The 23,054-nt window shown below is 61.3% G+C and carries 18 protein-coding genes and 1 pseudogene; 9 read left to right on the forward strand and 10 right to left on the reverse strand.

The annotated features are described in order from the left end of the window. Positions 1-20: 20 nt before the first annotated feature. From NMB39_RS26665 to pilM, 7 genes and pseudogenes are all read right to left on the reverse strand, one after another. The gene (locus NMB39_RS26665; protein WP_057023504.1) at positions 21-1,592 is read right to left on the reverse strand and encodes an SPOR domain-containing protein; all 1,572 of its coding nucleotides are present in this window, start codon (positions 1,590-1,592) and stop codon (positions 21-23) included. A gap of 10 nt (positions 1,593-1,602) precedes the next feature. Then, complete coding sequence (aroB, locus tag NMB39_RS26670; protein WP_057023505.1) at positions 1,603-2,703, reverse strand: 3-dehydroquinate synthase; 1,101 nt, start codon at positions 2,701-2,703, stop codon at positions 1,603-1,605. Positions 2,704-2,828: 125 nt separating this feature from the next. After that, a complete protein-coding gene (aroK, locus tag NMB39_RS26675; RefSeq protein WP_003187914.1) occupies positions 2,829-3,347 on the reverse strand; it encodes a shikimate kinase AroK in 519 nt (172 codons plus the stop codon). A 4-nt stretch (positions 3,348-3,351) separates the two neighbouring features. Then, a pseudogene (locus NMB39_RS26680) lies at positions 3,352-4,608 on the reverse strand (type IV pilus secretin PilQ); the annotation flags it as partial. A 138-nt stretch (positions 4,609-4,746) separates the two neighbouring features. Continuing rightward, positions 4,747-5,718 carry a pilus assembly protein PilP gene (locus tag NMB39_RS26685; RefSeq protein ID WP_494339853.1) on the reverse strand — a complete coding sequence of 324 codons (972 nt, stop codon included), beginning with the start codon at positions 5,716-5,718 and terminating at the stop codon, positions 4,747-4,749. Next, positions 5,715-6,266: a PilN domain-containing protein gene (locus NMB39_RS26690; protein WP_494339852.1), complete on the reverse strand. Its 552-nt coding sequence runs from the start codon at positions 6,264-6,266 to the stop codon at positions 5,715-5,717. The genes NMB39_RS26685 and NMB39_RS26690 overlap by 4 nt, the downstream gene beginning before the upstream one ends. After that, complete coding sequence (gene pilM, locus NMB39_RS26695; protein WP_198719545.1) at positions 6,263-6,919, reverse strand: type IV pilus assembly protein PilM; 657 nt, start codon at positions 6,917-6,919, stop codon at positions 6,263-6,265. The genes NMB39_RS26690 and pilM overlap by 4 nt, the downstream gene beginning before the upstream one ends. 233 nt (positions 6,920-7,152) lie before the next feature. Between pilM and NMB39_RS26700 the strand changes: the two genes are divergently transcribed. Next, the gene (locus NMB39_RS26700) at positions 7,153-9,615 is read left to right on the forward strand and encodes a penicillin-binding protein 1A (protein ID WP_494340564.1); all 2,463 of its coding nucleotides are present in this window, start codon (positions 7,153-7,155) and stop codon (positions 9,613-9,615) included. Positions 9,616-9,822: 207 nt separating this feature from the next. On the opposite strand, the gene NMB39_RS26705 is transcribed toward NMB39_RS26700, so the two are convergent. The 3 genes from NMB39_RS26705 to rpmE all read right to left on the reverse strand — a co-directional run bounded on the left by NMB39_RS26705 (position 9,823) and on the right by rpmE (position 12,331). Beyond that, entirely contained in the window at positions 9,823-11,091 is a 1,269-nt protein-coding gene (locus tag NMB39_RS26705) for a malic enzyme-like NAD(P)-binding protein (protein ID WP_005784034.1), read from the reverse strand. 182 nt (positions 11,092-11,273) lie between these two features. Beyond that, positions 11,274-12,080, reverse strand: coding sequence for a thermonuclease family protein (locus NMB39_RS26710; protein ID WP_494339851.1), 807 nt, complete (start codon positions 12,078-12,080; stop codon positions 11,274-11,276). Positions 12,081-12,094: 14 nt separating this feature from the next. Continuing rightward, a complete protein-coding gene (rpmE, locus tag NMB39_RS26715) occupies positions 12,095-12,331 on the reverse strand; it encodes a 50S ribosomal protein L31 (RefSeq protein WP_003237330.1) in 237 nt (78 codons plus the stop codon). 215 nt (positions 12,332-12,546) lie between these two features. Between rpmE and NMB39_RS26720 the strand changes: the two genes are divergently transcribed. The 8 genes from NMB39_RS26720 (at position 12,547) to phaZ (ending at position 23,008) form a co-directional block, all read left to right on the forward strand. Next, the gene (locus NMB39_RS26720; RefSeq protein WP_494339850.1) at positions 12,547-14,766 is read left to right on the forward strand and encodes a primosomal protein N'; all 2,220 of its coding nucleotides are present in this window, start codon (positions 12,547-12,549) and stop codon (positions 14,764-14,766) included. Positions 14,767-14,953: 187 nt separating this feature from the next. Then, positions 14,954-16,690, forward strand: coding sequence for an arginine--tRNA ligase (argS, locus tag NMB39_RS26725; protein WP_306956886.1), 1,737 nt, complete (start codon positions 14,954-14,956; stop codon positions 16,688-16,690). Position 16,691: 1 nt separating this feature from the next. Continuing rightward, entirely contained in the window at positions 16,692-17,393 is a 702-nt protein-coding gene (locus tag NMB39_RS26730) for an SPOR domain-containing protein (RefSeq protein WP_046070550.1), read from the forward strand. A gap of 258 nt (positions 17,394-17,651) precedes the next feature. Beyond that, on the forward strand, positions 17,652-18,182 hold the full coding sequence (gene hslV, locus NMB39_RS26735; protein ID WP_003171209.1) for an ATP-dependent protease subunit HslV: 531 nt from the start codon (positions 17,652-17,654) through the stop codon (positions 18,180-18,182). Between the two features lie 38 nt (positions 18,183-18,220). Beyond that, positions 18,221-19,558 (forward strand): ATP-dependent protease ATPase subunit HslU, encoded by a 1,338-nt coding sequence (gene hslU / locus NMB39_RS26740; protein WP_003171208.1) that lies wholly within the window; start codon positions 18,221-18,223, stop codon positions 19,556-19,558. A gap of 149 nt (positions 19,559-19,707) precedes the next feature. After that, on the forward strand, positions 19,708-20,085 hold the full coding sequence (locus NMB39_RS26745; protein ID WP_057023513.1) for a gamma-butyrobetaine hydroxylase family protein: 378 nt from the start codon (positions 19,708-19,710) through the stop codon (positions 20,083-20,085). Positions 20,086-20,334: 249 nt separating this feature from the next. Next, the gene (gene phaC, locus NMB39_RS26750; RefSeq protein ID WP_306956885.1) at positions 20,335-22,014 is read left to right on the forward strand and encodes a class II poly(R)-hydroxyalkanoic acid synthase; all 1,680 of its coding nucleotides are present in this window, start codon (positions 20,335-20,337) and stop codon (positions 22,012-22,014) included. Positions 22,015-22,162: 148 nt separating this feature from the next. Next, positions 22,163-23,008, forward strand: a complete 846-nt coding sequence (gene phaZ, locus NMB39_RS26755) for a poly(3-hydroxyalkanoate) depolymerase (RefSeq protein WP_057023515.1) — start codon at positions 22,163-22,165, stop codon at positions 23,006-23,008. The last annotated feature ends 46 nt before the right edge of the window (positions 23,009-23,054 follow it).

Here is a 23,054-nt window from a genome sequence, read left to right on the forward strand (position 1 = left end):
TGGGTAAGGCCGCCGGATCTTCAGCGAGTTGTTGCCAGTTCTTGTTGAACGCTGGCAACAGTGCGAGGCCAAGGTTTACCAGCCTGGACCTTCGCTGGCAAGGCTTTGATGGCCGAATCAGCTGCGGCGCGGCTTGGGAAGCTGCCATAGGTGATCACGTAGAGAGGCTTGCCGTTGAGCACTTTCTTGAAATAACGGTACTGGCCGCCCTGCTCTTTGACGAACGCCTGGGCGTTGGCCTCGGAGCTGGTGCCGAGGATTTGCACCACGAAGTTGCCGGTAGGCTGGCTGCTGTACCAGCTGCTGCCGGCGGCGCCGGCCTTGGCCACGGTGGCCGCGGGTTTTTCAGCAGGCTTGGCCGCAGGTGCGGGTGCCGGCTTGGCAACTGGGGCTGCGGGCTTGGCTGTCGCAACCGTCGGCGCCGGAGTCGGCTTGGCAACTGGCGCTACCGGCGCGGCAGGCGCTACCGGGGTTGCTGGCGTGCCAGCCGGTACGCCGGCAGGCGGCGCGGTGGTGGTCACGGTCGGCGGCGTGGCACTGGATCCTTCCACCGGCACACCGTCGTCGCCTTCGGAAATGCCACCGGCTTCTTCGGCGAGCGGGCCACGCATTACAGGCTGACCAACCATCGGCAGGTTGGTCGGTTGGCCGGAGTTGGCGAACTCGACGTTTGGCGTGGGCTTACCCAGTGGCAACTGCGCCTGCTCAGTTGGCGCGCCGGTCGTTGTCGGTGCTTTATTGCGACCCGGGATCAACCAGGCGGCGGCAACAGCGACCACGACAACGGCGGAAATAGCCAATACGTGCTTCTTAGGCATAGTGAACCCCATCTTTGGACGCTTGACCGCTGAGCGGCTGGCAATCATGGCTTCGATCATTGCATCGCGGGCAACCTGGTTGATGTTGCCAGGCCAGCCATCGGAGCTTTCGTGAATATCAGAGATCTGCGCAGCGGAGAAAAGTTCGATACCCGCCCCGGCGCCTTCAAGGCGTTGAGCCAGGTATTCGCGGGTTTCTTCCTCTTCGTAGGGCTGCAGCTCAATGACGTGGAACAGTTCCTGATCACCGCTGATCTGCTCCAGATCGGCGATCAACGACGACTCGCCAAACAGGAACACATGCGGGCGACCTTCCGGCGTGCCCGCAGCAAGCGCCAGCAGCGCTTCGAGGGCAGATTCGTCAAGCTGCTCGGCGTCGTCCACCAGCAGATAGACTTCCTGGCCGGTCAGGCCCAGTTGCACCACCTGCTTGAGAATCGCGTTTGGCTCGGCATTGGCCACGTCCAGCGCCTGGGCCACCTGGCGCAGCACGCCTGCAGCATCGCCGGCGCCACGGGCCGAGACCACCACACTCTGCACCGATTGCTTGTTAGTGCTGGCGACCAGCGCCTGGCGCAGTAAGGTCTTGCCGCTGCCCAACGGGCCGGTGACCACCAGCAGCAACTGGCTGTAGCGTGCCAGGTGGTGCAGTTGCCCCAGCACGGGCTTGCGCTGGGCCGGGAAGAATTTGAAGCCAGGCACCCGTGGAGCGAAAGGGTCATGGCTCAAGTGATAATGGCCGAGGAACGCCTCGTCGGCATGCAAACTAGTCATCGGGATCTTATTAACCTTTAAGCTGGGCCAGGGCGCGGTAATCCGCTCCCAGCGTGGCCTGTAAAATCTCTTTCGGATAATCGTCGGTCACCACTGCCTCGCCCATGTGGCGCAACAGCACCAGTCGCAGTCGACCGTCGATCACTTTCTTGTCTATTGCCATATGTTCGAGGAAATCGGCCTCGGTCATCTCCGTCGGCGGGATGACCGGCAAACCGGCTCGCTGGAACAGGCGGATGCCACGATCGCGCTCCTGGGCGCTGATCCAGCCCAGGCGCTGCGACATTTCCAATGCCATCACAGTGCCAGCCGCTACGGCTTCCCCATGCAACCACACACCATAGCCCATGTGCGTTTCGATCGCATGGCCGAAGGTATGGCCCAGGTTCAGGGTGGCGCGTACGCCAGACTCCCGTTCGTCGGCATTCACCACCAGCGCCTTGGCGGCGCAGGAGCGGGAAATCGCTTCGGTCAGGGCCACCTGGTCGAGTGCGCGCAGGGCATCAACGTGTTCTTCGAGCCAGGTCAGGAAGGGCTCGTCGCAGATCAGCCCGTACTTGATGACTTCCGCCAGGCCCGCCGACAGCTCCCGCGGCGGCAAGGTGTTGAGGGTGGTGGTATCGATCAGCACGGCTTGGGGCTGGTAGAAAGCACCGACCATGTTCTTGCCCAGCGGATGGTTGATACCGGTCTTGCCGCCCACCGACGAATCGACCTGGGACAACAGGGTGGTCGGCACCTGGATAAAGTCCACGCCGCGCTGGTAACAGGCCGCGGCAAAACCGGCCATGTCGCCGATCACACCGCCGCCCAGGGCGACCACGGTAGTTCGACGGTCATGACGCGCAGTCAGCAGGCCATCAAAAATCAGTTGCAGGGTTTCCCAGTTCTTGTGGGCTTCGCCGTCAGGCAACACCACAGAGATCACCGAATACGCCACAAGGCTGCGGCTCAGACGCTCAAGATACAACGGTGCGACCGTTTCGTTGGAGATGATCGCCACCTGCCGACCGGCAATATGCGGTGCAAGCAGCTCGGGCCGGTCCAAAAGACCTTCGCCAATGTGGATCGGGTAGCTGCGCTCGCCTAGATCGACCTTAAGTGTCTGCATGTGTCCCCGCGTTGAAGATATATTGACGACCGGCAGCGCCGTGATCCGACACCACTTGATAGCTCTACGCCACACCTCGCAAGGTTATGGCGCGCCGCCGAGAATAGCGCATTTCGGGCCAGGCTTTAACGGGGTGGCAGCCGCTGCAGGCGCTCAAGAATATCGAGCACCACCATTCGCGGTGGCCGTTCATCGGTTTCCACCACCAGATCGGCGATTTCCCGATACAGCGGATCGCGTAGTGCAAGCAGGTCCCGCAAGGTTTTCGCCGGGTCAGCAGTGCGCAGCAACGGGCGATTGCGATCACGGGCGGTGCGGCCTACCTGCTGCTCGACCGACGCATGCAAATACACCACCCGACCACCGGCATGCAGCGCACGACGGTTTTCATCGCGCATCACTGCGCCACCGCCGGTCGCCAACACCACGCCGTCGCAGCCGCACAGCTCGGCAATCATCGCCTGCTCACGGTCGCGAAAACCCAGCTCGCCTTCCTTATCGAAGATCCATGGGATATTGGCACCCGTGCGCAATTCAATTTCCTTATCGGAGTCTTTGAATGGCAGGCGCAGCTCTTTGGCCAGCAAACGGCCGATGGTGCTCTTTCCAGCCCCCATCGGTCCTACAAGAATCAAATTTCGCACAGAATCAACGACTCACAGCAATCGCCTGGTTATTCATAATACGCGGAGTCAGGAATACCAGCAGCTCGGATTTTTTCTCCGCCACCACATCGCGTCGGAAAAGGCGGCCAAGATACGGTACATCGCCCAAAAATGGCACTTTATCTACCACTTTGCTTTGGGTATTGGAGAAAACCCCGCCGATGACAATAGTCTCGCCATCCCGAACCAGCACCTTGGCGTTGACTTCGTTTTTCTTGATCGGCGGCACGTCATTGAGCCGGTTCAGGTAGTCGGGCTCGTCCTTGGTGACCTTGACCGCCATGATCACATGGTCATCAGGGGTGATTTGCGGCGTGACCTCCAGTGAAAGGGACGCTTCCTTGAAGGACACCGAGGTAGCGCCCTGGGAGGTGGACTCCTGGTAGGGAATCTCGGTGCCTTTGAGTATGCGCGCAGTCTCTTTATCGGACGTGACAACCTTGGGCTGCGAAACGATTTCGCCGTTGCCGCTTTTCTCCATCGCCGTCAGTTCGAGATCCAGCAACAGGTTGTCGGTGATGTAGGCGATACCCAGCCCCGACGTACCGGTCAGCGACCCCAGGTCGACGAAGGGTGAACTGGGCGGGCTTTGCGGGGGCTCGGCGCCGTCCGCCAGGGGCTTGGAAATACCTCCGGCGCCCCAGTTGCCGCGGCTGAGCCGCCCACCCCAGCGCACGCCCAGGCTTTTGTCGTAGTCGACATTGGCCTCGACGATTCGCGCCTCGATCATCACCTGGCGTACCGGGATATCCAACTGCGCCACGATGCGCCGCAGCTCTTCCAGCCGTTCGCCGGTCTGGTAGGCGATGATGTTGTTGGTGCGGTCATCCACCGCCACCGAGCCGCGTTCATCCGTGGCGCCCTCAAAACCGGTCACCGACTGGAACAGCTTGGCCAGGTCCGCAGCCTTGGCGTAATTGACCTGCAATAACTCCCGACGCAACGGTGCCAGCTCGGCCATCTGCTTGCGCGACTCCAGCACCAGCAGTTCGCGAGCGGCCAATTCATCGGCGGGCGCCACCAGCAACACGCCGGCCTTCACCCGTTTGTCCAGGCCCTTGGTTTGCAGCACCAGATCCAGCGCCTGGTCCCAGGGCACGTCCTTGAGCCGCAGGGTGATCGAGCCCTGCACCTCGTCGCTGGTCACCAGGTTGAGCCCGGCGACATCGGCGATTTGCTGCAATACCGCCCGCAGGTCGATGTCCTGAAAATTGAGGGTCAATTTTTCGCCCGTATAGCTGACCGGCAAGGCACTGTCAGGCGGCGGCAGGCGGATCAGGTCCGGGCGATTGGGCACAGCGGCAGCCATCGGTGCCGTGAACGCTATCCATAGCGCCACACCGAAGGACGAGAAAGTCCTTTTCATTGTTTGATTCCGTTATGAGTTGACGTTCAGCACCAGGGTTCGCGGGCGTTCCAGCCATGCGCCCTGGTCATCGGGGAACAGCTCGACCAGTTCGATATAACCGTCTTGGATGGCCGTGACCTGGCCATGGTCCGGCCCAAGGTAATCACCGACCGCCAGGCGATGCACCAATGATCCCGCACGCAGCAAGGCGAAAGCCTGCACGCCATTGGACAGTGTGCCGACCATTTCGAACTGATCGATGGTCATGCCCTCCAGCAGCCCCCGTGGCCGGGTGAGATCCGGCGAAAGCGCCGGCCGACCGGGCACGCGGGCGGCCTGCAAGGTGGGCGACAGGAACGGATCGCGCAGGGTTGAAGGGTCATAGACAAATCGCGGGCCCGACTCGAACGTCTGGCGGGCCTTGCCGCTTGGCGTGGCGCCCCGATAGGTCTTGGCCAACATATCGAGACGCAGCAAGGCGCCCTCAGGCCGAAGCGTGACATCCTGCACGGTGATGACCCGAAGCAGCCCACCCAAGGCACTGACGAACGCCGCCAGGTCGTGGTAGGCCCCGATCGCGCCCATCTGCATAGGTTGTTCGGTGTAGAGCTGCCGAGGCTCCTCATCCAGCACCCTAATGCCCTCGACCCATACACCATTGGCAACCGCCAACCGGGCAACATCTTCGAGCAAGGCAGGCACTTCGGACTCTGCGGGCAACTGCCGCAGAAGGCTCACGACCTTATCCTCCATCACGCGCAAATGATCGGCACGCGCCTCCAGACTGGTAGCCAATCCTGTTTTTTCTGCAAGCTGCTGTTGCAGTGCATGCCCCCGAACCTCGAGCGCCTGCAGCTGCTCCCGCGACGGGCCCAGGTACAAAGCCTCACCCACCAGCAGCACCAGGCCGGCCAGCGCAAAGCCGAGCAGGATCCGGCAGGGCAAGGGCCATTTGGCAGCGTTGTGGGAAAGCGTGGAAACGTCGAGCCAGGGCAGGCTCATGGTTGCGCCTCGACGGTTTCCCCCTGGCGCACCATTAGCTGAAATTCACTTTCGCCGCGCTCGCCTTCGGCCCGCACGCGCTGCAGACGAGTCGCGTGAGCCCCTTGCGTGGCCTCGAGCCGACGCATCAGCTGGGCGATATCCTGGTGGCTTTCAGCACTGCCGCGGATGCTGATGGTATCGCCGTTCGCCACCACCTCATGCAGATGTACGCCCTCGGGCACTGCGCGAGCCAACTGATCGAACAGCCGGGCACCGGAAGAACGGGCGTCGTGCAGATCCTGCACAACCTTCATGCGTTCGGCCAACTGCTGGCTGCGCTCCTGCAGGTCGTCAATGGTCCTGATCCGTGAATCCTGTACGGCAATGTCCTCACCCAGGCGATTGTTGCGACTTACCTGCCGATCTATCGCCTGGTCGATCACCTGATCAGCCAACCAGACTGCAGCCAGTGCCAGGCAGGCAAACGCCAGCATCAGCATCAGGAAATATCTACGCCTGCGTTCCGCCAGCGCCTGGCGCCAAGGCAAAAGATTGATTCGTATCATCCAGCGAAACTCCTCAGGGCCAACCCGCAAGCCACTCCCATCTCCTGGGCATCCACGGCCCATTGTGCGCCATCGACTCGATGACCCGGCGCGAAGCTGGCAAAATCCTGACGGCAAGCGCGCTCCAATGCAAACTCTTCCACATCTACCACCTGCAGCACCAGCCCCGCCAGAGCCAAAACCGCTTCACGCGCCTCGACTTGCTCGCGCAGGCACGCTGCCAACATCACTTCGACCCATTGCTCCCCCTGGGCCGACGGGCTCCGGACCTGAAAATCGATGGCCACTTCATCCAATGGATAGGGAATAAACTGGTCGGCTTCCATCTGGATCTTCCAGGCCATTTCCTCGTCGCTGAGGCCTGCATCCATTTCGATCAACCGCGTGATAACCGAAGGGCCCGCCACCGCCACGGCGGCGCTCCGGGCTGAGGGCCGCAGGCGCGATAATGCCTGCTGCAATGCCCGCCCCACGCCTTCGACGTCCAACAGGGCACCATCGACCACCGCATGGGTCGGCAGCGCCTGGGTCACGTAGCCCTGGACGCTGAAAACGCCCGCTGAACGGCCCAGCTCGATCAACCTGATGCTGCTGTCATTGATATCGACCCCTAGGACGGTGTCGACTTTTCGCCTGAAAAATCCATTTCCCATAAAACTCCCCAAAACTTTCCCTGTCATACCGGCTGTCGTATCGTCTGATTGCTGCCAGGCACCTTGCATCCGGTCGGCTTGTTCAAGGCACGCGAATGACGCCCCAAGCTGAAAAATGCTTTAATGCCCAGCGTTTTTTCCCGCTTTTTATCTGCTGCCCGGGTCGATCCATCGTTAGCCATGCATGCCCCGACGCGTAACTCATTCTTTTCTCTGGAAATCCAAAAGCCTTGATTCGTCTGCTGAAGTTTTTCGGGTACTCCATTGTCGCCATCGTCTGCGGGCTGCTGCTCGTACTCAGCGGGGCCTACCTCTACCTTAGTCCGGGTTTGCCTTCCGTAGAGGCCCTCAGAAGTATCCAGTTGCAGATTCCTTTGCGGGTTTACAGCAGCGATGAAAAACTGATCGCGGAGTTCGGCGAAATGCGCCGTACACCGATCCGTTTCGCCGATATTCCGCCCAATTTCATCAGCGCCTTGCTGTCTGCCGAAGACGACAATTTCGCCAACCACTACGGTGTCGACCCCAGCAGCCTGGTGCGCGCGGCCACGCAGCTGGTAAAAAGCGGACACATTCAATCCGGCGGCAGCACCATTACCATGCAGGTGGCGAAGAACTTCTTCCTTACCAGCGAGCGCAGTTTTTCCCGCAAGGCCACCGAGATCCTGCTGGCACTGCAGATCGAACGTCAGCTGACCAAGGACGAAATCCTCGAGCTGTATGTCAACAAGATCTACCTGGGTAACCGCGCCTACGGCATCGAGGCCGCCTCCCAGGTCTACTATGGCAAGTCGATTCGTGACGCCAGCCTGGCGCAGATGGCCATGATTGCCGGCCTGCCCAAGGCCCCATCGCGCTTTAACCCGCTGGCCAACCCGGCGCGCAGCAAAGAGCGGCGCGACTGGATCCTGGGGCGCATGTACAAGCTGGGCAAGATCGACCAGGCCGCCTACGAAAGCGCTGTAGCCGAGCCACTGAACGCCAGTTATCACGTGCCGACGCCGGAAGTGAATGCGCCGTATATCGCCGAAATGGCGCGTGCCGAGATGGTTGGCCGCTATGGCAGCGACGCCTATACCGAAGGCTTCCGAGTGACCACGACGGTTCCAAGCAACTTGCAGGAAATCGCCAACAACTCGGTGCATGAAGGCCTGATCACCTATGACCAGCGCCACGGCTACCGCGGTCCGGAATCGCGCCTGCCCGGCAAGACCCTGAGCGCGTGGACCACCGAATTGAGCAAGCAGCGCTCCATCAGCGGCCTGGACCCGGCCATCGTCACCCAGGTGACAAAAGACGGCATCCAGGTGCTGACCCGTACCGGCGAAGCGCATGTGGCGTGGGACAGCATGAAGTGGGCGCGACCATTCCTGAATACCAACAGCATGGGGCCGATGCCCAAGCAGCCGTCCGACGTGGCCCAGGTGGGCGATTTGATCCGCGTGCAACGCCAGAAGGATGACAGCCTCAAGTTCAGCCAGGTGCCGGTCGCCCAAGGCGCCCTGGTGTCCCTGGACCCGCAGAACGGTGCGATCCGTGCACTGGTCGGCGGTTTTGCCTTCGAGCAGAGCAACTACAACCGCGCCACCCAGGCCAAGCGCCAGCCGGGTTCGAGCTTCAAGCCATTCGTCTACAGCGCCGCGCTGGACAACGGCTACACCGCCGCCAGCCTGGTCAACGACGCGCCGATCGTGTTTGTCGATGAATACCTGGACAAGGTCTGGCGCCCGAAGAATGACACCAACACCTTCCTCGGCCCGATCCGTATCCGCGAAGCGCTGTACAAGTCGCGCAACCTGGTGTCGATTCGCCTGTTGCAGGCAATGGGCGTGGGCAAGACCATCGACTACATGACGCGCTTTGGCTTCGCCAAGTCCGACCTGCCGCCAAACCTGTCCCTGGCCCTGGGCACCGCGACTCTCACGCCGATGGAGATCGCCACCGGCTGGAGTACCTTTGCCAACGGCGGCTACAAGATCACGCCGTACCTGATCGACAAGATCGAGAGCCGCAATGGCGACATGCTGTTTACCGCCAACCCACCGCGGGTGCCGGGTGACGTGGTCAATGGCGTGGCAGCGACCGATGGCCTTGCGGCACCGAGTAATGGCGGCATCACCATTGAGCCAACCCCAGGCACGACGCCTGCGGCAACCGCCCCCGCGACCACCGAACCGCAAGCCCCGGCAGTCGCCGAGCGCATCGTGGATGGCCGTACCACCTATATTCTCAACAGCATCCTGCAAGACGTGATCAAGAAGGGCACCGGCCGCCGCGCACTGGCCCTGGGCCGCGCAGATATTGCCGGCAAGACCGGTACTACCAACGAATCCAAGGACGCCTGGTTCTCTGGCTATAACGGCGACTACGTGACCACTGTGTGGACCGGTTACGACCAGCCTGAAAGCCTGGGCCGCCGCGAGTTTGGCGGCACCGTCGCCCTGCCGATCTGGATGAGTTACATGGGCGCCGCGCTGAAGGACAAGCCACTGCACACCCAGCCCGAACCGGAAGGCATCCTCAGCCTGCGCATCGACCCGGTGAGTGGCCGCGCCGCGTCGCCAAGCACGCCGAATGCGTACTTCGAGCTGTTCAAAAGCGAAGACACGCCGCCGTCGGTCAACGAGCTGGGCAATGGCGTGGCACCGGGCAGCCCGCTGCCGGCGGACGAAGGCGCGCCGATCGATTTGTTCTGACCCGATTCAAGACGCAACATAGATCCAAATGTGGGAGGGGGCTTGCTCCCGATGGCGGACTGTCAGTCAATGAATATGGCGACTGATACACCGCCATCGGGAGCAAGCCCCCTCCCACATTTGACCTCTATAGGCTTCAAGAGAATTGCCATAAAAAAAGCCCCGACTCATTCGAGCCGGGGCTTTTTGTTGGTGCGCTACAACAGCTTAGCCGTTGAACACATCATCCACGCTTTGCAGCGGGTAGTTCTTAGGATACGGCAAGGTCGCCACGCCGGTCTCGATGGCGGCCTTGGCCACGGCATCGGAGATCAGGGTGATCAGGCGCTTATCCATTGGCTTCGGAATGATGTACTCACGACCGAATTCCAGCTTGGCACCACCGTAGGCGTCGCAGACGTCCTGAGGCACTGGCAGCTTGGCCAGTTCACGCAGGGCGTTGGCGGCGGCCACTTTCATTTCTTCGTTGATGCGCTTGGCGCGTACGTCCAGGGCACCACGGAAGATGAACGGGAAGCCCAGGACGTTGTTGACCTGGTTCGGGTAGTCCGAACGACCGGTGGCCATGATCACGTCGCTGCGGGTGGCGTGGGCCAGCTCTGGCGAGATTTCCGGATCCGGGTTGGAGCAGGCGAACACGATCGGGTTCGGTGCCATGGACTTCAGGCCTTCGGCGCTCAGCAGGTTCGGGCCAGACAGGCCGACGAACACGTCGGCACCGTCGAGGGCGTCAGCCAGGGTGCGCTTGGAGGACGGATGGGCAAACATCGCCTTGTACTGGTTCAGGTCGGTACGCTCGGACTGGATCACGCCCTTGCTGTCGACCATGTAGATGTTTTCCAGCTTGGCGCCCATGCTGATGATCAGCTTCATGCAGGAAATGGCCGCAGCGCCGGCGCCCAGGCAGACGATCTTCGCCTCGCCCAGGGTTTTGCCAGCGATTTCCAGGGCGTTGATCATGCCGGCTGCGGTAACGATGGCGGTGCCGTGCTGGTCATCGTGGAATACCGGAATGTCGCACTGCTCGATCAGGGCCTTTTCGATCTCGAAGCACTCAGGTGCCTTGATGTCTTCCAGGTTGATGCCACCAAAGGTGATGGAAATACGCTTGACCGTGTCGATGAAAGCCTGCGGGCTCTCGGAATCGACTTCGATGTCGAAAACGTCGATGCCGGCAAAGCGCTTGAACAGCACGCCTTTACCTTCCATGACTGGCTTGGACGCCAATGGACCGAGGTTACCCAGGCCAAGGATCGCGGTGCCATCGGAAATCACTGCAACCAGGTTGCCCTTGCCGGTGTACTTGTACGCCAGTTCTGGGTCACGGGCGATTTCACGTACGGGCTCGGCAACACCAGGGCTGTAGGCCAGCGACAGGTCGCGAGCAGTGGCAGTGGCTTTGGTGAGCTCTACACTCAGCTTTCCTGGACGAGGATGGGCATGGTATTCGAGAGCGGCAGTTTTCAAATCAGACATATCGGCATTCCGCTTTTACTGTTGGTCGACGGACCGCCGAGGATACGCGTGTCGTAAAGTCCCTACAAGACTGGGCAGTCACAGGTGTCAAGGGCCCTGGGCTACGACTTTTGGCCAAGAGCCACGGGATACAAGGGCTCAACTGTTCACAATCGAAATAAAAAATGTCTACAATTTTTTATTCAAGACGCTGATTTCAGCATGCTGGGGTCGGTCAGTGGCAACAGCCAGCGTGACTGGCCTTTTTTCAGGCCGCCGCGTCGGGAGCGATCCTGCACCCAGCCACGCGCCTCGATGGTGCGGCCTTGCAGACCATTGAGCAGGGTCGCGTCGAAACGACTGGTCAGATTGGGTGCAATGCGTAATACCAGTGAACCCTGCAACTCAATCCAGATTCCGCCGCGATTGCGCTCGATCTTGCTGACCCGGCCAGTGACCAGGGCAAACCCGGACTGCTTGAGTTGCGCCACGGTCTGCACCGGCGATTGGCGCCACAGGCCGAGCCGCGCTTGGCGGGCGCTGTTTTCGGCGGCCTGCTTGCAGGCAACCAAGTCCACATTCGGCGCCACGCCCACCTGAAAACCCAGACCCTCGGCCAACAATTGCGCCTCCAGGTTCTCACCGTTGGCGCCGTAAAGGTGGGCCAGGGTACGACCGTAGTGATCCTTGCCCTCGCGTCCCGGCACCAGACCGACACGCCCATCACTGGCCTGTACCAGGGCCTGTAGACGCTGGCGGGCGGCGACGGCAAATGGCTCGTCAGTGCGCCCCTTCCTGCCGGTTTCCGGCGCATTGAGGCCGATCATACGCACGCTGCGGCCATCCTTGAGGCGCACGGTGTCGCCGTCCACCACCCGCTGCACCTCGACATGCGCCACAGAGGCCGGTGCGGGGCAGAATGCTTCGGCCCGGACGGTCGCCAGCCAAATCCCAGACACAAAAAAGGCGCCCACAAGGGACGCCTTTTTCAACAGCTGGCAAAAGCCCATAAGGCTCTTGAACCTTACTCTGCTGGAGTAGCAGCAGCAGGCTTCTTGCCGAAAGCACCAAAGCGATCTGCGAAGCGCTGTACACGGCCGCCGGTGTCCAGAGTTTTCTGCTTACCGGTGTAGAACGGGTGGCACTCGTTGCATACGTCAGTACCCAGTGGCTTGCACAGGTTCGAACGGGTTTCGAACTTGTTGCCGCAGCTGCAGGTGACTTCGATGGTTTCGTACGCTGGATGGATATCGGCTTTCATGGCACTTCCTCGGGCTAGCGTGCCGCCACTCGACACTATTGTCGAATACCGCACGTAATTAGGCCGCGGATTCTACCAGACCTTTTTAAACGCGCAAGCGGCGCTTCTGGTCGAACCCCCCCTTTCATCAGAAAACCGTGGCATACCCAAGCCCTCCCCTCTCTGCTAGGCTCGCGCCCCTGCACCACCGCCCGCCTTTATATGAGACCCCTCGCGTGCCCGACGCCATTTTGCGCCTAGCCCTGCCCTCGCCCCTGCGCCGCCTGTTCGATTACCGGACTCCGGCCGGCGTGCTGCGGGCGCAGTTGCAGCCGGGCATGCGTGTGCGTGTGCCGTTCGGGCGGCGGGAGATGATCGGCATCCTGGTGGAAGTTACCGATCACAGCGAAGTGCCCGCCGAAAAGCTCAAGCCCGCCATAGCCATCCTCGACACCACGCCACCGCTGCCGCCCGAGCTGTTCAAGCTGTGCCTGTGGACCGCGCAGTATTACCAGCACAGCTTGGGCGACACCTTGAGCTGGGCTTTGCCGGTGCTGCTGCGCCAGGGCGAACTGGCCGAAGCGCGACAAGAACGTTTCTGGTCAATGGCGCCCGGTGCACGCCTGGACGACCCGCGTATCGCCCGCGCCCCGCGCCAGCGTGAAGCCCTGGCCACACTGGCCCAGCACCCCCATGGCGTCGCCCATCAGCTGTTAAGCAAGCTGATGCTGAGCAAAGACAGCCTCGACCTGCTGTTGGCCAAGGGCCTGGTGCAGGTGGAAATCCGCAAGCACGCCCCGGACCCGCGCCACGAACACTGGCTGGCCCAACCGGAATTGCCACTGAACCCCGAGCAACGCGCCGCGTATGAGGCGATTCGCGCTGGGTTCGACAGCTTCCATGCGTTCCTGCTGGCCGGCGTCACCGGCAGTGGCAAGACCGAAGTGTATCTGCAACTGATCCGCGAAACCCTGCAGGCCGGCAAGCAGGCACTGGTGCTGATACCCGAAATCAACCTGGGCCCACAGACCCTGGCGCGTTTCGAACAACGCTTCAACGCCCGCATCGCCCTGGTGCACTCGGCGGTCAATGACCGTGAGCGCCTGGAGTCGTGGCTGGCGGCGCGGGACGGTGAAGCCGACATCATCATAGGCACCCGTTCGGCGCTGTTCACCCCGATGAAGAACCCCGGGCTGATCATCATCGACGAGGAACACGACGGCTCCTATAAACAACAGGAAGGCCTGCGCTACCACGCCCGCGACCTGGCACTGGTGCGCGCACGCCAGGAAGACATCCCGATTGTGCTGGGCTCGGCCACGCCATCCCTGGAAAGCCTGCACAACGCCTACACCGGCCGCTACGGGCTGCTACGTCTGAACGAGCGCGCCGGCGGTGCCAAGCAACCACGGTTCCTGCGCCTGGACGTAAAGAGCCGCCCGCTGGACAGTGGTATCTCCGGCCCGATGCAACAGGCCATCGGCCAGACCCTTGCCGCAGGCCAACAGGTGTTGGTGTTTCTCAATCGCCGTGGCTTTGCCCCGACGCTGCTGTGCCATGACTGCGGTTGGATGTCCGGGTGCGAACGCTGCGATGCACGCATGACCGTGCACCAGCGCTATGGCGAACTGCGCTGCCACCACTGCGGCCATGTGGAACGGGTGCCGCGCCATTGTCCGCAGTGCGGCAAGGTGGACCTGCGTCCAGTAGGGGCTGGCACCGAGCGCGCCGAGGAGCGCCTGGGCATTCTGTTTCCGGATTACCCGGTGCTGCGGGTCGACCGCGACAGCACCTCGCGCAAAGACGCGATGAACCAGTTGTTTGCCACCATTCAGAAAGGCCAACCGTGCATCCTGGTGGGCACGCAAATGCTTGCCAAAGGGCATCACTTCCCGCGGGTGACCCTGGTGTCGATCCTGGACGCCGACGGCGGGTTGTTCTCCGGGGATTTCCGCGCCAGCGAACGCATGGCGCAGTTGATCGTGCAGGTGGCAGGGCGCGCCGGACGGGCCGAAGAGCCGGGCAGGGTGATTATCCAGACGCACCTGGCCGACCATCCATTGCTGATTCAACTGACGGAACAAGGCTACTTTGCCTTCGCCGAGCAGGCCTTGAGTGAACGCCGCGCCGCTGGCCTGCCGCCCTTTGCACACCTGGCATTGTTGCGTGCCGAGGCGCATAAACCGGGACAAGCCGAAGGTTTCCTGGATGAAGCATGCAGTGCCGCCGAGGGTTTGCTGGGTGAATTGAGTCTGAGCGGCATCGAATTGCTCGGGCCGGTACCCGCCCCCATGGAGCGTCGCGCCGGACGTTATCGCGCTCAGCTACTCTTGCAGGCAACCTCCCGTGCGCCGCTGCATCGGCTATTAAGTCGCTGGATGCTTGAGCTGGAGCAAATACCCAGCGGCCGACAAGTGCGATGGTCACTGGATGTAGACCCGGTAGATTTGTATTGACAGGCAAGCCACCATCCACATTTTGAAATGTGAACACCTTCAAATGTGGGAGGGGGCTTGCCCGCGATGAGGCCCGCAGGTCCGCCATCTAGTCTGAACGGTTGGCAAGCTCGCCCTCGCCACGGATAATGCCCAGTTTTTCCACCTGCGCATCGCGCGCCGCCGCTTGCGGTCGAAAGAGAACACCATGAAAGACACCATTCGCCAGCTGATCCAACAAGCCCTCACCCAACTCGTCAACGAAGGTGTGTTGCCTGAAGGCCTGTCGCCGGCGATCCAGGTGGAGAACACCCGCGACAAGACCCACGGCGACTTCGCCAGCAACATCGCGATGATGCTGTCCAAGCCGGCCGGTATGAAACCCCGCGACCTGGCGGAAAAAATCATTGCCGCGCTGCCGGCTGACGCCAGTGTGACCAAGGCCGAGATCGCCGGCCCGGGCTTTATCAACTTCTTCCAGAACACCCAGGCCCTGGCTTCGCGCCTGGACGCCGCCCTGGCCGATGCCAACATCGGTGCGCACAAGGCTGGCGCTGCCCAGCGCGTGGTCATTGACCTGTCGGCGCCGAACCTGGCCAAGGAGATGCACGTTGGTCACCTGCGCTCCACCATCATTGGCGACGGCGTGGCCCGGGTGCTGGAATTCCTCGGCGATACGGTGATCCGCCAGAACCATGTGGGCGACTGGGGCACCCAGTTCGGCATGCTGATGGCCTACCTGCAGGAAAACCCGATCACCAGCAACGAGCTGGCCGACCTGGAAAACTTCTACCGCGCCGCCAAGAAGCGTTTCGACGAATCCGAAGAATTCGCCGACCGCGCCCGCGGCCTGGTGGTCAAACTGCAAGCGGGCGATGAGGAGTGCCTGGCGCTGTGGAACCGCTTCCGGGAAATTTCCCTGTCCCACTGCCAGGAAATCTACGAGCTGCTCAACGTGAAGTTGACCATGGCCGACGTGATGGGTGAAAGCGCCTACAACGACGACCTGATCAACGTAGTCAACGACCTCAAGGCCAAGGGCCTGCTGGTGGAGAGCAACGGCGCACAGTGCGTGTTCCTCGAAGAATTCAAGACCGCCGACGGCGAGCCGCTGCCGGTGATCATCGTCAAGGCCGATGGCGGCTACCTCTATGCCACCACCGACCTGGCCGCCGTGCGCTATCGCAGCGGCGTGCTCAAGGCCGACCGTGCGCTGTACTTCGTTGACCAGCGCCAGGCCCTGCACTTCCAGCAAGTGTTCGAAGTGGCCCGCCGCGCCGGTTTCGTCACCCACCCGATGCATATGGAACACATGGGTTTCGGTACCATGAACGGCGCCGACGGCCGCCCGTTCAAGACCCGCGATGGCGGTACCGTGAAGCTGATCGACCTGCTCACCGAAGCCCAGGAACGCGCCTACAACCTGGTGAAGGAAAAGAACCCGGAGCTGGCCGAGGCCGACCTGCGCAACATCGCCCGCGTGGTGGGTATTGGCGCGGTGAAATATGCCGACCTGTCCAAACACCGCACCAGCGACTACAGCTTCAACTTCGAGCTGATGCTCAACTTCGAAGGCAACACCGCACCGTACCTGCTGTACGCCTACACCCGCGTGGCGGGCGTGTTCCGCAAGCTGGGCAAGGACTTCAGCGAAGTCGAAGGCCAGATCGTGCTGGATGCCGCCCATGAGCAGGAACTGGCCGCCAAGCTGGCGCAGTTCGGCGAAGTGCTCAACAGCGTCGGCGAGAAAGGCACACCGCATATCCTGTGCACCTATTTGTACGAAGTGGCCGGGTTGTTCTCCAGTTTTTACGAGAACTGCCCGATTCTGACCGCCGACAACGAAGCCCAGAAACAAAGTCGCCTGCGCCTCGCCGCCCTGGCTGGACGCACCCTCAAGCAAGGCCTGGAACTCTTGGGCCTGGAAACTCTGGAGCGTATGTAAGTTGGCTGCCAAGAAAAAACCTGCACCCAAGCGCGGCGCCAGCCGCTACCAGGCCCCGGCGAAGCAGCCGATTCCGGGCTGGCTGTGGATGGCTATCGGCCTCACGGTCGGCGCATTCATCGTATTTTTGATGAAGCTCGAACCTGGCCAGGGTGATGACGTCAAGCGCGTCAAACAGGAACAGCAGAAGGCCACGAAAATCGCCGAGGCCAACAAGACCGCACCGAGCCCGACTGCACCGGTGAAGCCGAAGTACGACTTCTACACCCTGCTGCCGGAATCGGAAGTGATCGTGCCTCCTGATGCCGTGCCGGAGAAGACCCTGCCGACGCCGCAAGTGCCAACCACGCCGGTGACACCTGCCGAAGCCGCGAAAATCGACACCGCCCGCGCCCAGGCCGCGCTGGCCGGGATCACGCCGCCGCCACCACCGCCGGTCGCTGCCACCAAGGCCGCGCCGGTGACCAAGTTCTTCCTGCAGGCGGGCTCGTTCCCGAAACAGGCGGATGCGGACCGGGTGCGGGCGCAGATCATCCTGTTGGGCCAGTCGGTGACGGTGGAGTCCGGCACGGTGAAGGAAGCAACCTGGTATCGCGTACTGGTAGGGCCGTTCAGCAACCGCGAACAACTGACCGTGGCACAGAAACAATTGGCCGGCGCCGGGTTCAGCAACCTGTTGTTACAACAGCGCCAGAGTCGCTGATTCGGGGTCAACACAAATCAAAATGTGGGAGGGGGCTTGCCCCCGATAGCGGAGTGTCAGTCAACATATTCATTGGCTGACAGCGCGCCATCGGGAGCAAGCCCCCTCCCACATTTGGTTTTGCGGTGTGCTTGACTGGGTGTCAGACCAGTAAACACCACTCGTCCGCGCACCGGTCCTACGGTTGAAATCCACACCGCCACCCCCATATGAGTTTCCATCAGGGCATTTTCGCCCCGCTGCGTGGAGACTCTCCCCTTGACCACCATCGTTTCAGTACGTCGCCACGGCAAAGTTGTCATGGGCGGCGACGGCCAGGTTTCCCTGGGCAATACCGTAATGAAAGGCAACGCGAAGAAAGTGCGTCGCCTGTACCACGGCCAGGTGCTTGCCGGCTTCGCAGGCGCTACCGCCGACGCCTTTACCCTCTTCGAACGCTTCGAAGGCCAGCTTGAGAAACACCAGGGCCACCTGGTGCGCGCCGCTGTCGAACTGGCCAAGGAATGGCGCACCGACCGCTCCCTCAGCCGCCTTGAAGCCATGCTCGCCGTCGCCAACAAAGACGCTTCCCTGATCATCACCGGCAATGGCGACGTGGTAGAACCTGAGCACGGCCTGATCGCCATGGGTTCCGGCGGTGGCTACGCCCAGGCTGCAGCCAGTGCGTTGCTGAAGAAAACCGACCTGTCGGCCCGGGAAATCGTCGAGACCGCCCTGGGCATCGCCGGCGATATCTGCGTGTTCACCAACCACAACCAGACCATTGAGGAGCAGGACCTCGCCGAGTAAGCCTTGGGCTTATTCTCGCTTGAGGCCGCCAAACAACTATGTCCATGACTCCCCGCGAAATCGTCCATGAACTCAATCGCCATATCATCGGCCAGGACGATGCCAAGCGCGCCGTTGCCATCGCCCTGCGTAACCGCTGGCGCCGCATGCAACTGCCGGAAGAACTGCGCGTTGAAGTAACGCCCAAGAACATCCTGATGATCGGCCCGACCGGTGTCGGTAAAACCGAAATTGCCCGACGCCTGGCCAAGTTGGCCAATGCGCCGTTCATCAAGGTGGAAGCGACCAAATTCACCGAAGTCGGCTATGTGGGCCGCGATGTCGAGTCGATCATTCGTGACCTGGCCGACGCTGCCCTGAAAATGCTGCGCGAACAGGAAGTGACCAAGGTCAGCCACCGCGCAGAAGACGCCGCTGAAGAACGTATCCTCGATGCCCTGCTGCCACCGGCACGCATGGGTTTCAACGAAGACGCCGCACCGTCCTCGGATTCCAACACCCGCCAGCTGTTCCGCAAGCGCCTGCGTGAAGGCCAGCTGGATGACAAGGAAATCGAGATCGAAGTGGCCGAAGTGTCCGGTGTGGATATTTCCGCTCCGCCGGGCATGGAAGAAATGACCAGCCAGTTGCAGAACCTGTTCGCCAACATGGGCAAGGGCAAGAAGAAAAGCCGCAAGCTCAAGGTCAAGGAAGCGCTCAAGCTGGTGCGCGACGAAGAAGCCGGGCGCCTGGTCAATGAGGAAGAACTCAAGGCCAAGGCACTGGAAGCTGTCGAGCAGCATGGCATCGTGTTTATCGATGAGATCGATAAGGTGGCCAAGCGCGGTAACTCCGGCGGCGTCGATGTCTCCCGTGAAGGCGTGCAGCGCGACCTGCTGCCGCTGATCGAGGGTTGCACGGTCAACACCAAGCTGGGCATGGTCAAGACCGACCACATCCTGTTTATCGCCTCCGGCGCCTTCCACCTGAGCAAACCAAGCGACCTGGTGCCCGAGCTGCAAGGCCGCCTGCCGATTCGCGTGGAACTCAAGGCACTGACCCCGGGCGACTTCGAGCGCATCCTCAGCGAGCCTCACGCATCGCTCACCGAGCAATACCGTGAGCTGCTGAAAACCGAAGGCCTGGGTATCGAGTTCCAAGCCGACGGCATCAAGCGTTTGGCGGAAATCGCCTGGCAGGTCAACGAGAAGACCGAGAACATCGGTGCCCGTCGCCTGCATACCCTGCTTGAGCGCCTGCTTGAGGAAGTGTCGTTCAGTGCCGGTGACATGGCCGGTGCGCAGAATGGCGAAGCGATCAAGATCGATGCTGACTACGTCAACAGCCACCTGGGCGAATTGGCGCAGAACGAAGACTTGTCTCGTTATATCCTGTAAGCCTCACACAGAACTGCTTTGCTTCAAATGTGGGAGGGGGCTTGCCCCCGATGGCGGTGTTTCAGTATCAGATGAGCTGACTGACACACCGTCATCGGGGGCAAGCCCCCTCCCACATTTTTAAGCCGGTTTATTCAGGAGTACCTCATATGGCCAAGTTTCCGACTGCTGTAAACCTGCACAAAACCTCCAACACCCTCGGCCTCACTTACAGCCCAGACGAGGTTTATCATCTGCCCGCCGAATTCCTGCGGGTGCACTCGCCTTCCGCTGAGGTGCAGGGCCACGGCAAACCCATCCTGCAATTCGGCAAGCTCAACGTCAGGTTGAACAAGGTCGAACCGGCCGGCCAGTACGCACTGAAATTGACCTTCGACGACGGCCATGACAGTGGACTGTTCACCTGGGACTACCTCTACCAACTGGCCGTACGTCAGGACGCACTGTGGAGCGATTACCTGGCCGAGCTCAAAGCTGCCGGAAAAACCCGCGACCCGAACCAGTCGGTCGTGCGGCTGATGCTCTAGCCCAGGCGTCTTGCTCTTTAGAGGGCATTTTCTAATTTCATCTGCTTGAATGCCCTGTCGCGAGGCCAATGATCGGCCCGCTTGCGAAAAAAAATAAACTCGGGTAACCAATGGAACTGGCAGGTTCCCTGCATTTGACGATGCGGTATCAACGGTCACCCGGGTCGCAGTACCAGGCTGGTGTCGTGTATCGAAATTGGGTGCGCAGCAATCGCCGGTACTCGTCTTTCGGACAATGGAGCGTCGTAGATGAGTAACAAGAATAACGATGACTTGAAACGCCAGGCGTCGGAAAACACCTTGGGGCTGAACCCGATCATCGCGTTACGCAAAAAGGATTTATTGGCCTCGGCCAGGATGGTGCTGACCCAAGCCATCAAGCAACCGTTGCACAGCGTCAAGCACGTCGCCCACTTTGGCGTCGAATTGAAGAATGTAATGTTCGGCAAATCCCCACTGGCGCCCGAGGGCGACGACCGTCGCTTCAACGACCCGGCCTGGAGCCAGAACCCGCTCTACAAACGCTACTTGCAGACTTACCTGGCGTGGCGCAAGGAACTCCACGACTGGATCGACGACAGCAGCCTGTCGGCACAGGACATCAGCCGCGGCCACTTCGTGATCAACCTGATGACCGAAGCCATGGCCCCCACCAACAGCGCGGCCAACCCGGCGGCGGTCAAGCGCTTCTTTGAAACCGGTGGTAAAAGCCTGCTCGACGGTTTGTCCCACCTGGCCAAGGACATGGTGCATAACGGCGGAATGCCGAGCCAGGTCAACATGGGCGCCTTTGAAGTCGGCAAGACGTTGGGCACCAGCGAAGGCGCGGTGGTGTTTCGCAACGATGTGCTGGAGCTTATCCAGTACAAGCCCACCACCGAGCAAGTACACGAGCGCCCACTGCTGGTGGTGCCGCCGCAGATCAACAAATTCTACATATTCGACCTGTGCCCGGATAAGAGCCTGGCGCGCTTCTGCCTGCGCAATGGGCAGCAGACGTTTATCGTCAGCTGGCGCAACCCCACCAAGGCCCAGCGCGAGTGGGGCCTGTCGACTTATATCGAGGCGCTGAAGGAAGCGGTCGATGTGGTCACGGCGATTACTGGCAGCAAGGACGTGAATATGCTCGGTGCCTGCTCCGGGGGCATCACCTGCACCGCGCTGCTGGGCCACTACGCGGCGCTGGGGGAAAAGAAGGTCAATGCCCTGACCCTGCTGGTGAGCGTGCTGGACACCACCCTGGACACCCAGGTGGCACTGTTTGTCGACGAGCAGACCTTGGAGGCGGCCAAGCGCCATTCGTACCAGGCCGGCGTGCTGGAAGGCCGCGATATGGCCAAGGTGTTCGCCTGGATGCGCCCCAACGACCTGATCTGGAACTACTGGGTCAATAACTACCTGCTGGGCAACGAACCGCCGGTGTTCGACATCCTGTTCTGGAACAACGACACCACACGCTTGCCGGCGGCGTTCCATGGCGACCTGATCGAACTGTTCAAGAACAACCCACTGGTACGCGCCAACGCGCTGGAGGTCTGCGGCACGCCCATCGACCTCAGACAGGTCACCGCCGATGTCTACGCACTGGCGGGCACCAACGATCACATCACGCCGTGGCAGTCCTGCTACAAGTCGGCGCAGTTGTTTGGCGGCCAGGTCGAGTTTGTGTTGTCCAGCAGCGGGCATATCCAGAGCATCCTCAACCCGCCGGGCAACCCCAAGGCGCGCTACCAGACCAGCGAGGGTTTGTCGGGCAGCGCGCTGGAGTGGCAGGAGAACGCCACCAAGCACACCGATTCGTGGTGGCTGCACTGGCAGGCGTGGCAGGCGGATCGGGCGGGCAAATTGAAGAAAGCCCCCACGACATTAGGCAGTAAAACCTATGCCGCCGCCGAAGCGGCGCCAGGTACCTATGTACATGAGCGGTAGATTGGAATGAGATCCAAATGTGGGAGGGGCTTGCTCCCGATAGGGATGGATCAGTGTCAGGTGTGCTCAATGACACACCGCTATCGGGAGCAAGCCCCCTCCCAAATTTTGACTGTATTCCTCCTGTAACACTTCACAGGGCTTGAGCATGCCGCAACCGTTCATCTTCCGTACCATCGACCTGGATGGCCAGACCATTCGCACGGCGGTACGCCCGGGCAAGCCGCACTTGACGCCGCTGCTGATCTTCAATGGCATCGGCGCCAACCTTGAGTTGGTGTTCCCGTTCGTCCAGGCCCTGGACCCGGACCTGGAAGTGATCGCCTTCGACGTGCCCGGTGTCGGTGGCTCATCGACGCCGAACCGGCCTTATCGCTTTCCGGGCCTGGCCAAACTCACCGCACGCATGCTCGATTACCTGGACTACGGCCAGGTGAACGCCGTGGGCGTGTCCTGGGGCGGCGCCCTGGCGCAGCAGTTTGCCTATGACTATCCGGAACGCTGCAAGAAGCTGATCCTGGCGGCCACGGCAGCTGGCGCCTTTATGGTGCCGGGCAAACCCAAAGTGCTGTGGTTGATGGCCAGCCCCCGGCGTTATATCCAACCCTCCCATGTGGTGCGCATCGCGCCGATGATTTATGGCGGCTCGTTCCGCCGCGATTCGAACCTGGCCGCCGAACATGCGAGCAAAGTGCGCTCGGCCGGCAAGCTGGGTTACTACTGGCAGCTGTTCGCCGGGGTGGGCTGGACCAGCATTCATTGGCTGCACAAAATCCGCCAGCCCACCCTGGTGCTGGCCGGGGACGATGACCCGCTGATCCCGCTGATCAACATGCGCATGCTGGCCTGGCGCATCCCGAATGCGCAGTTGCACATTATCGATGACGGCCATCTGTTCCTGATCACCCGGGCCGAAGCCGTGGCGCCGATCATCATGAAATTTCTCGAGGAGGAGCGCCTGCGCGCTGTGATACATCCGCGACCGGCGGTGTGAAGGACCACACCACCGCGCAACTTGCCAGGAACCAGCTATGGTTCTG

The sequence above is a fragment of the Pseudomonas sp. FBCC-B545 genome, assembly GCF_059134095.1.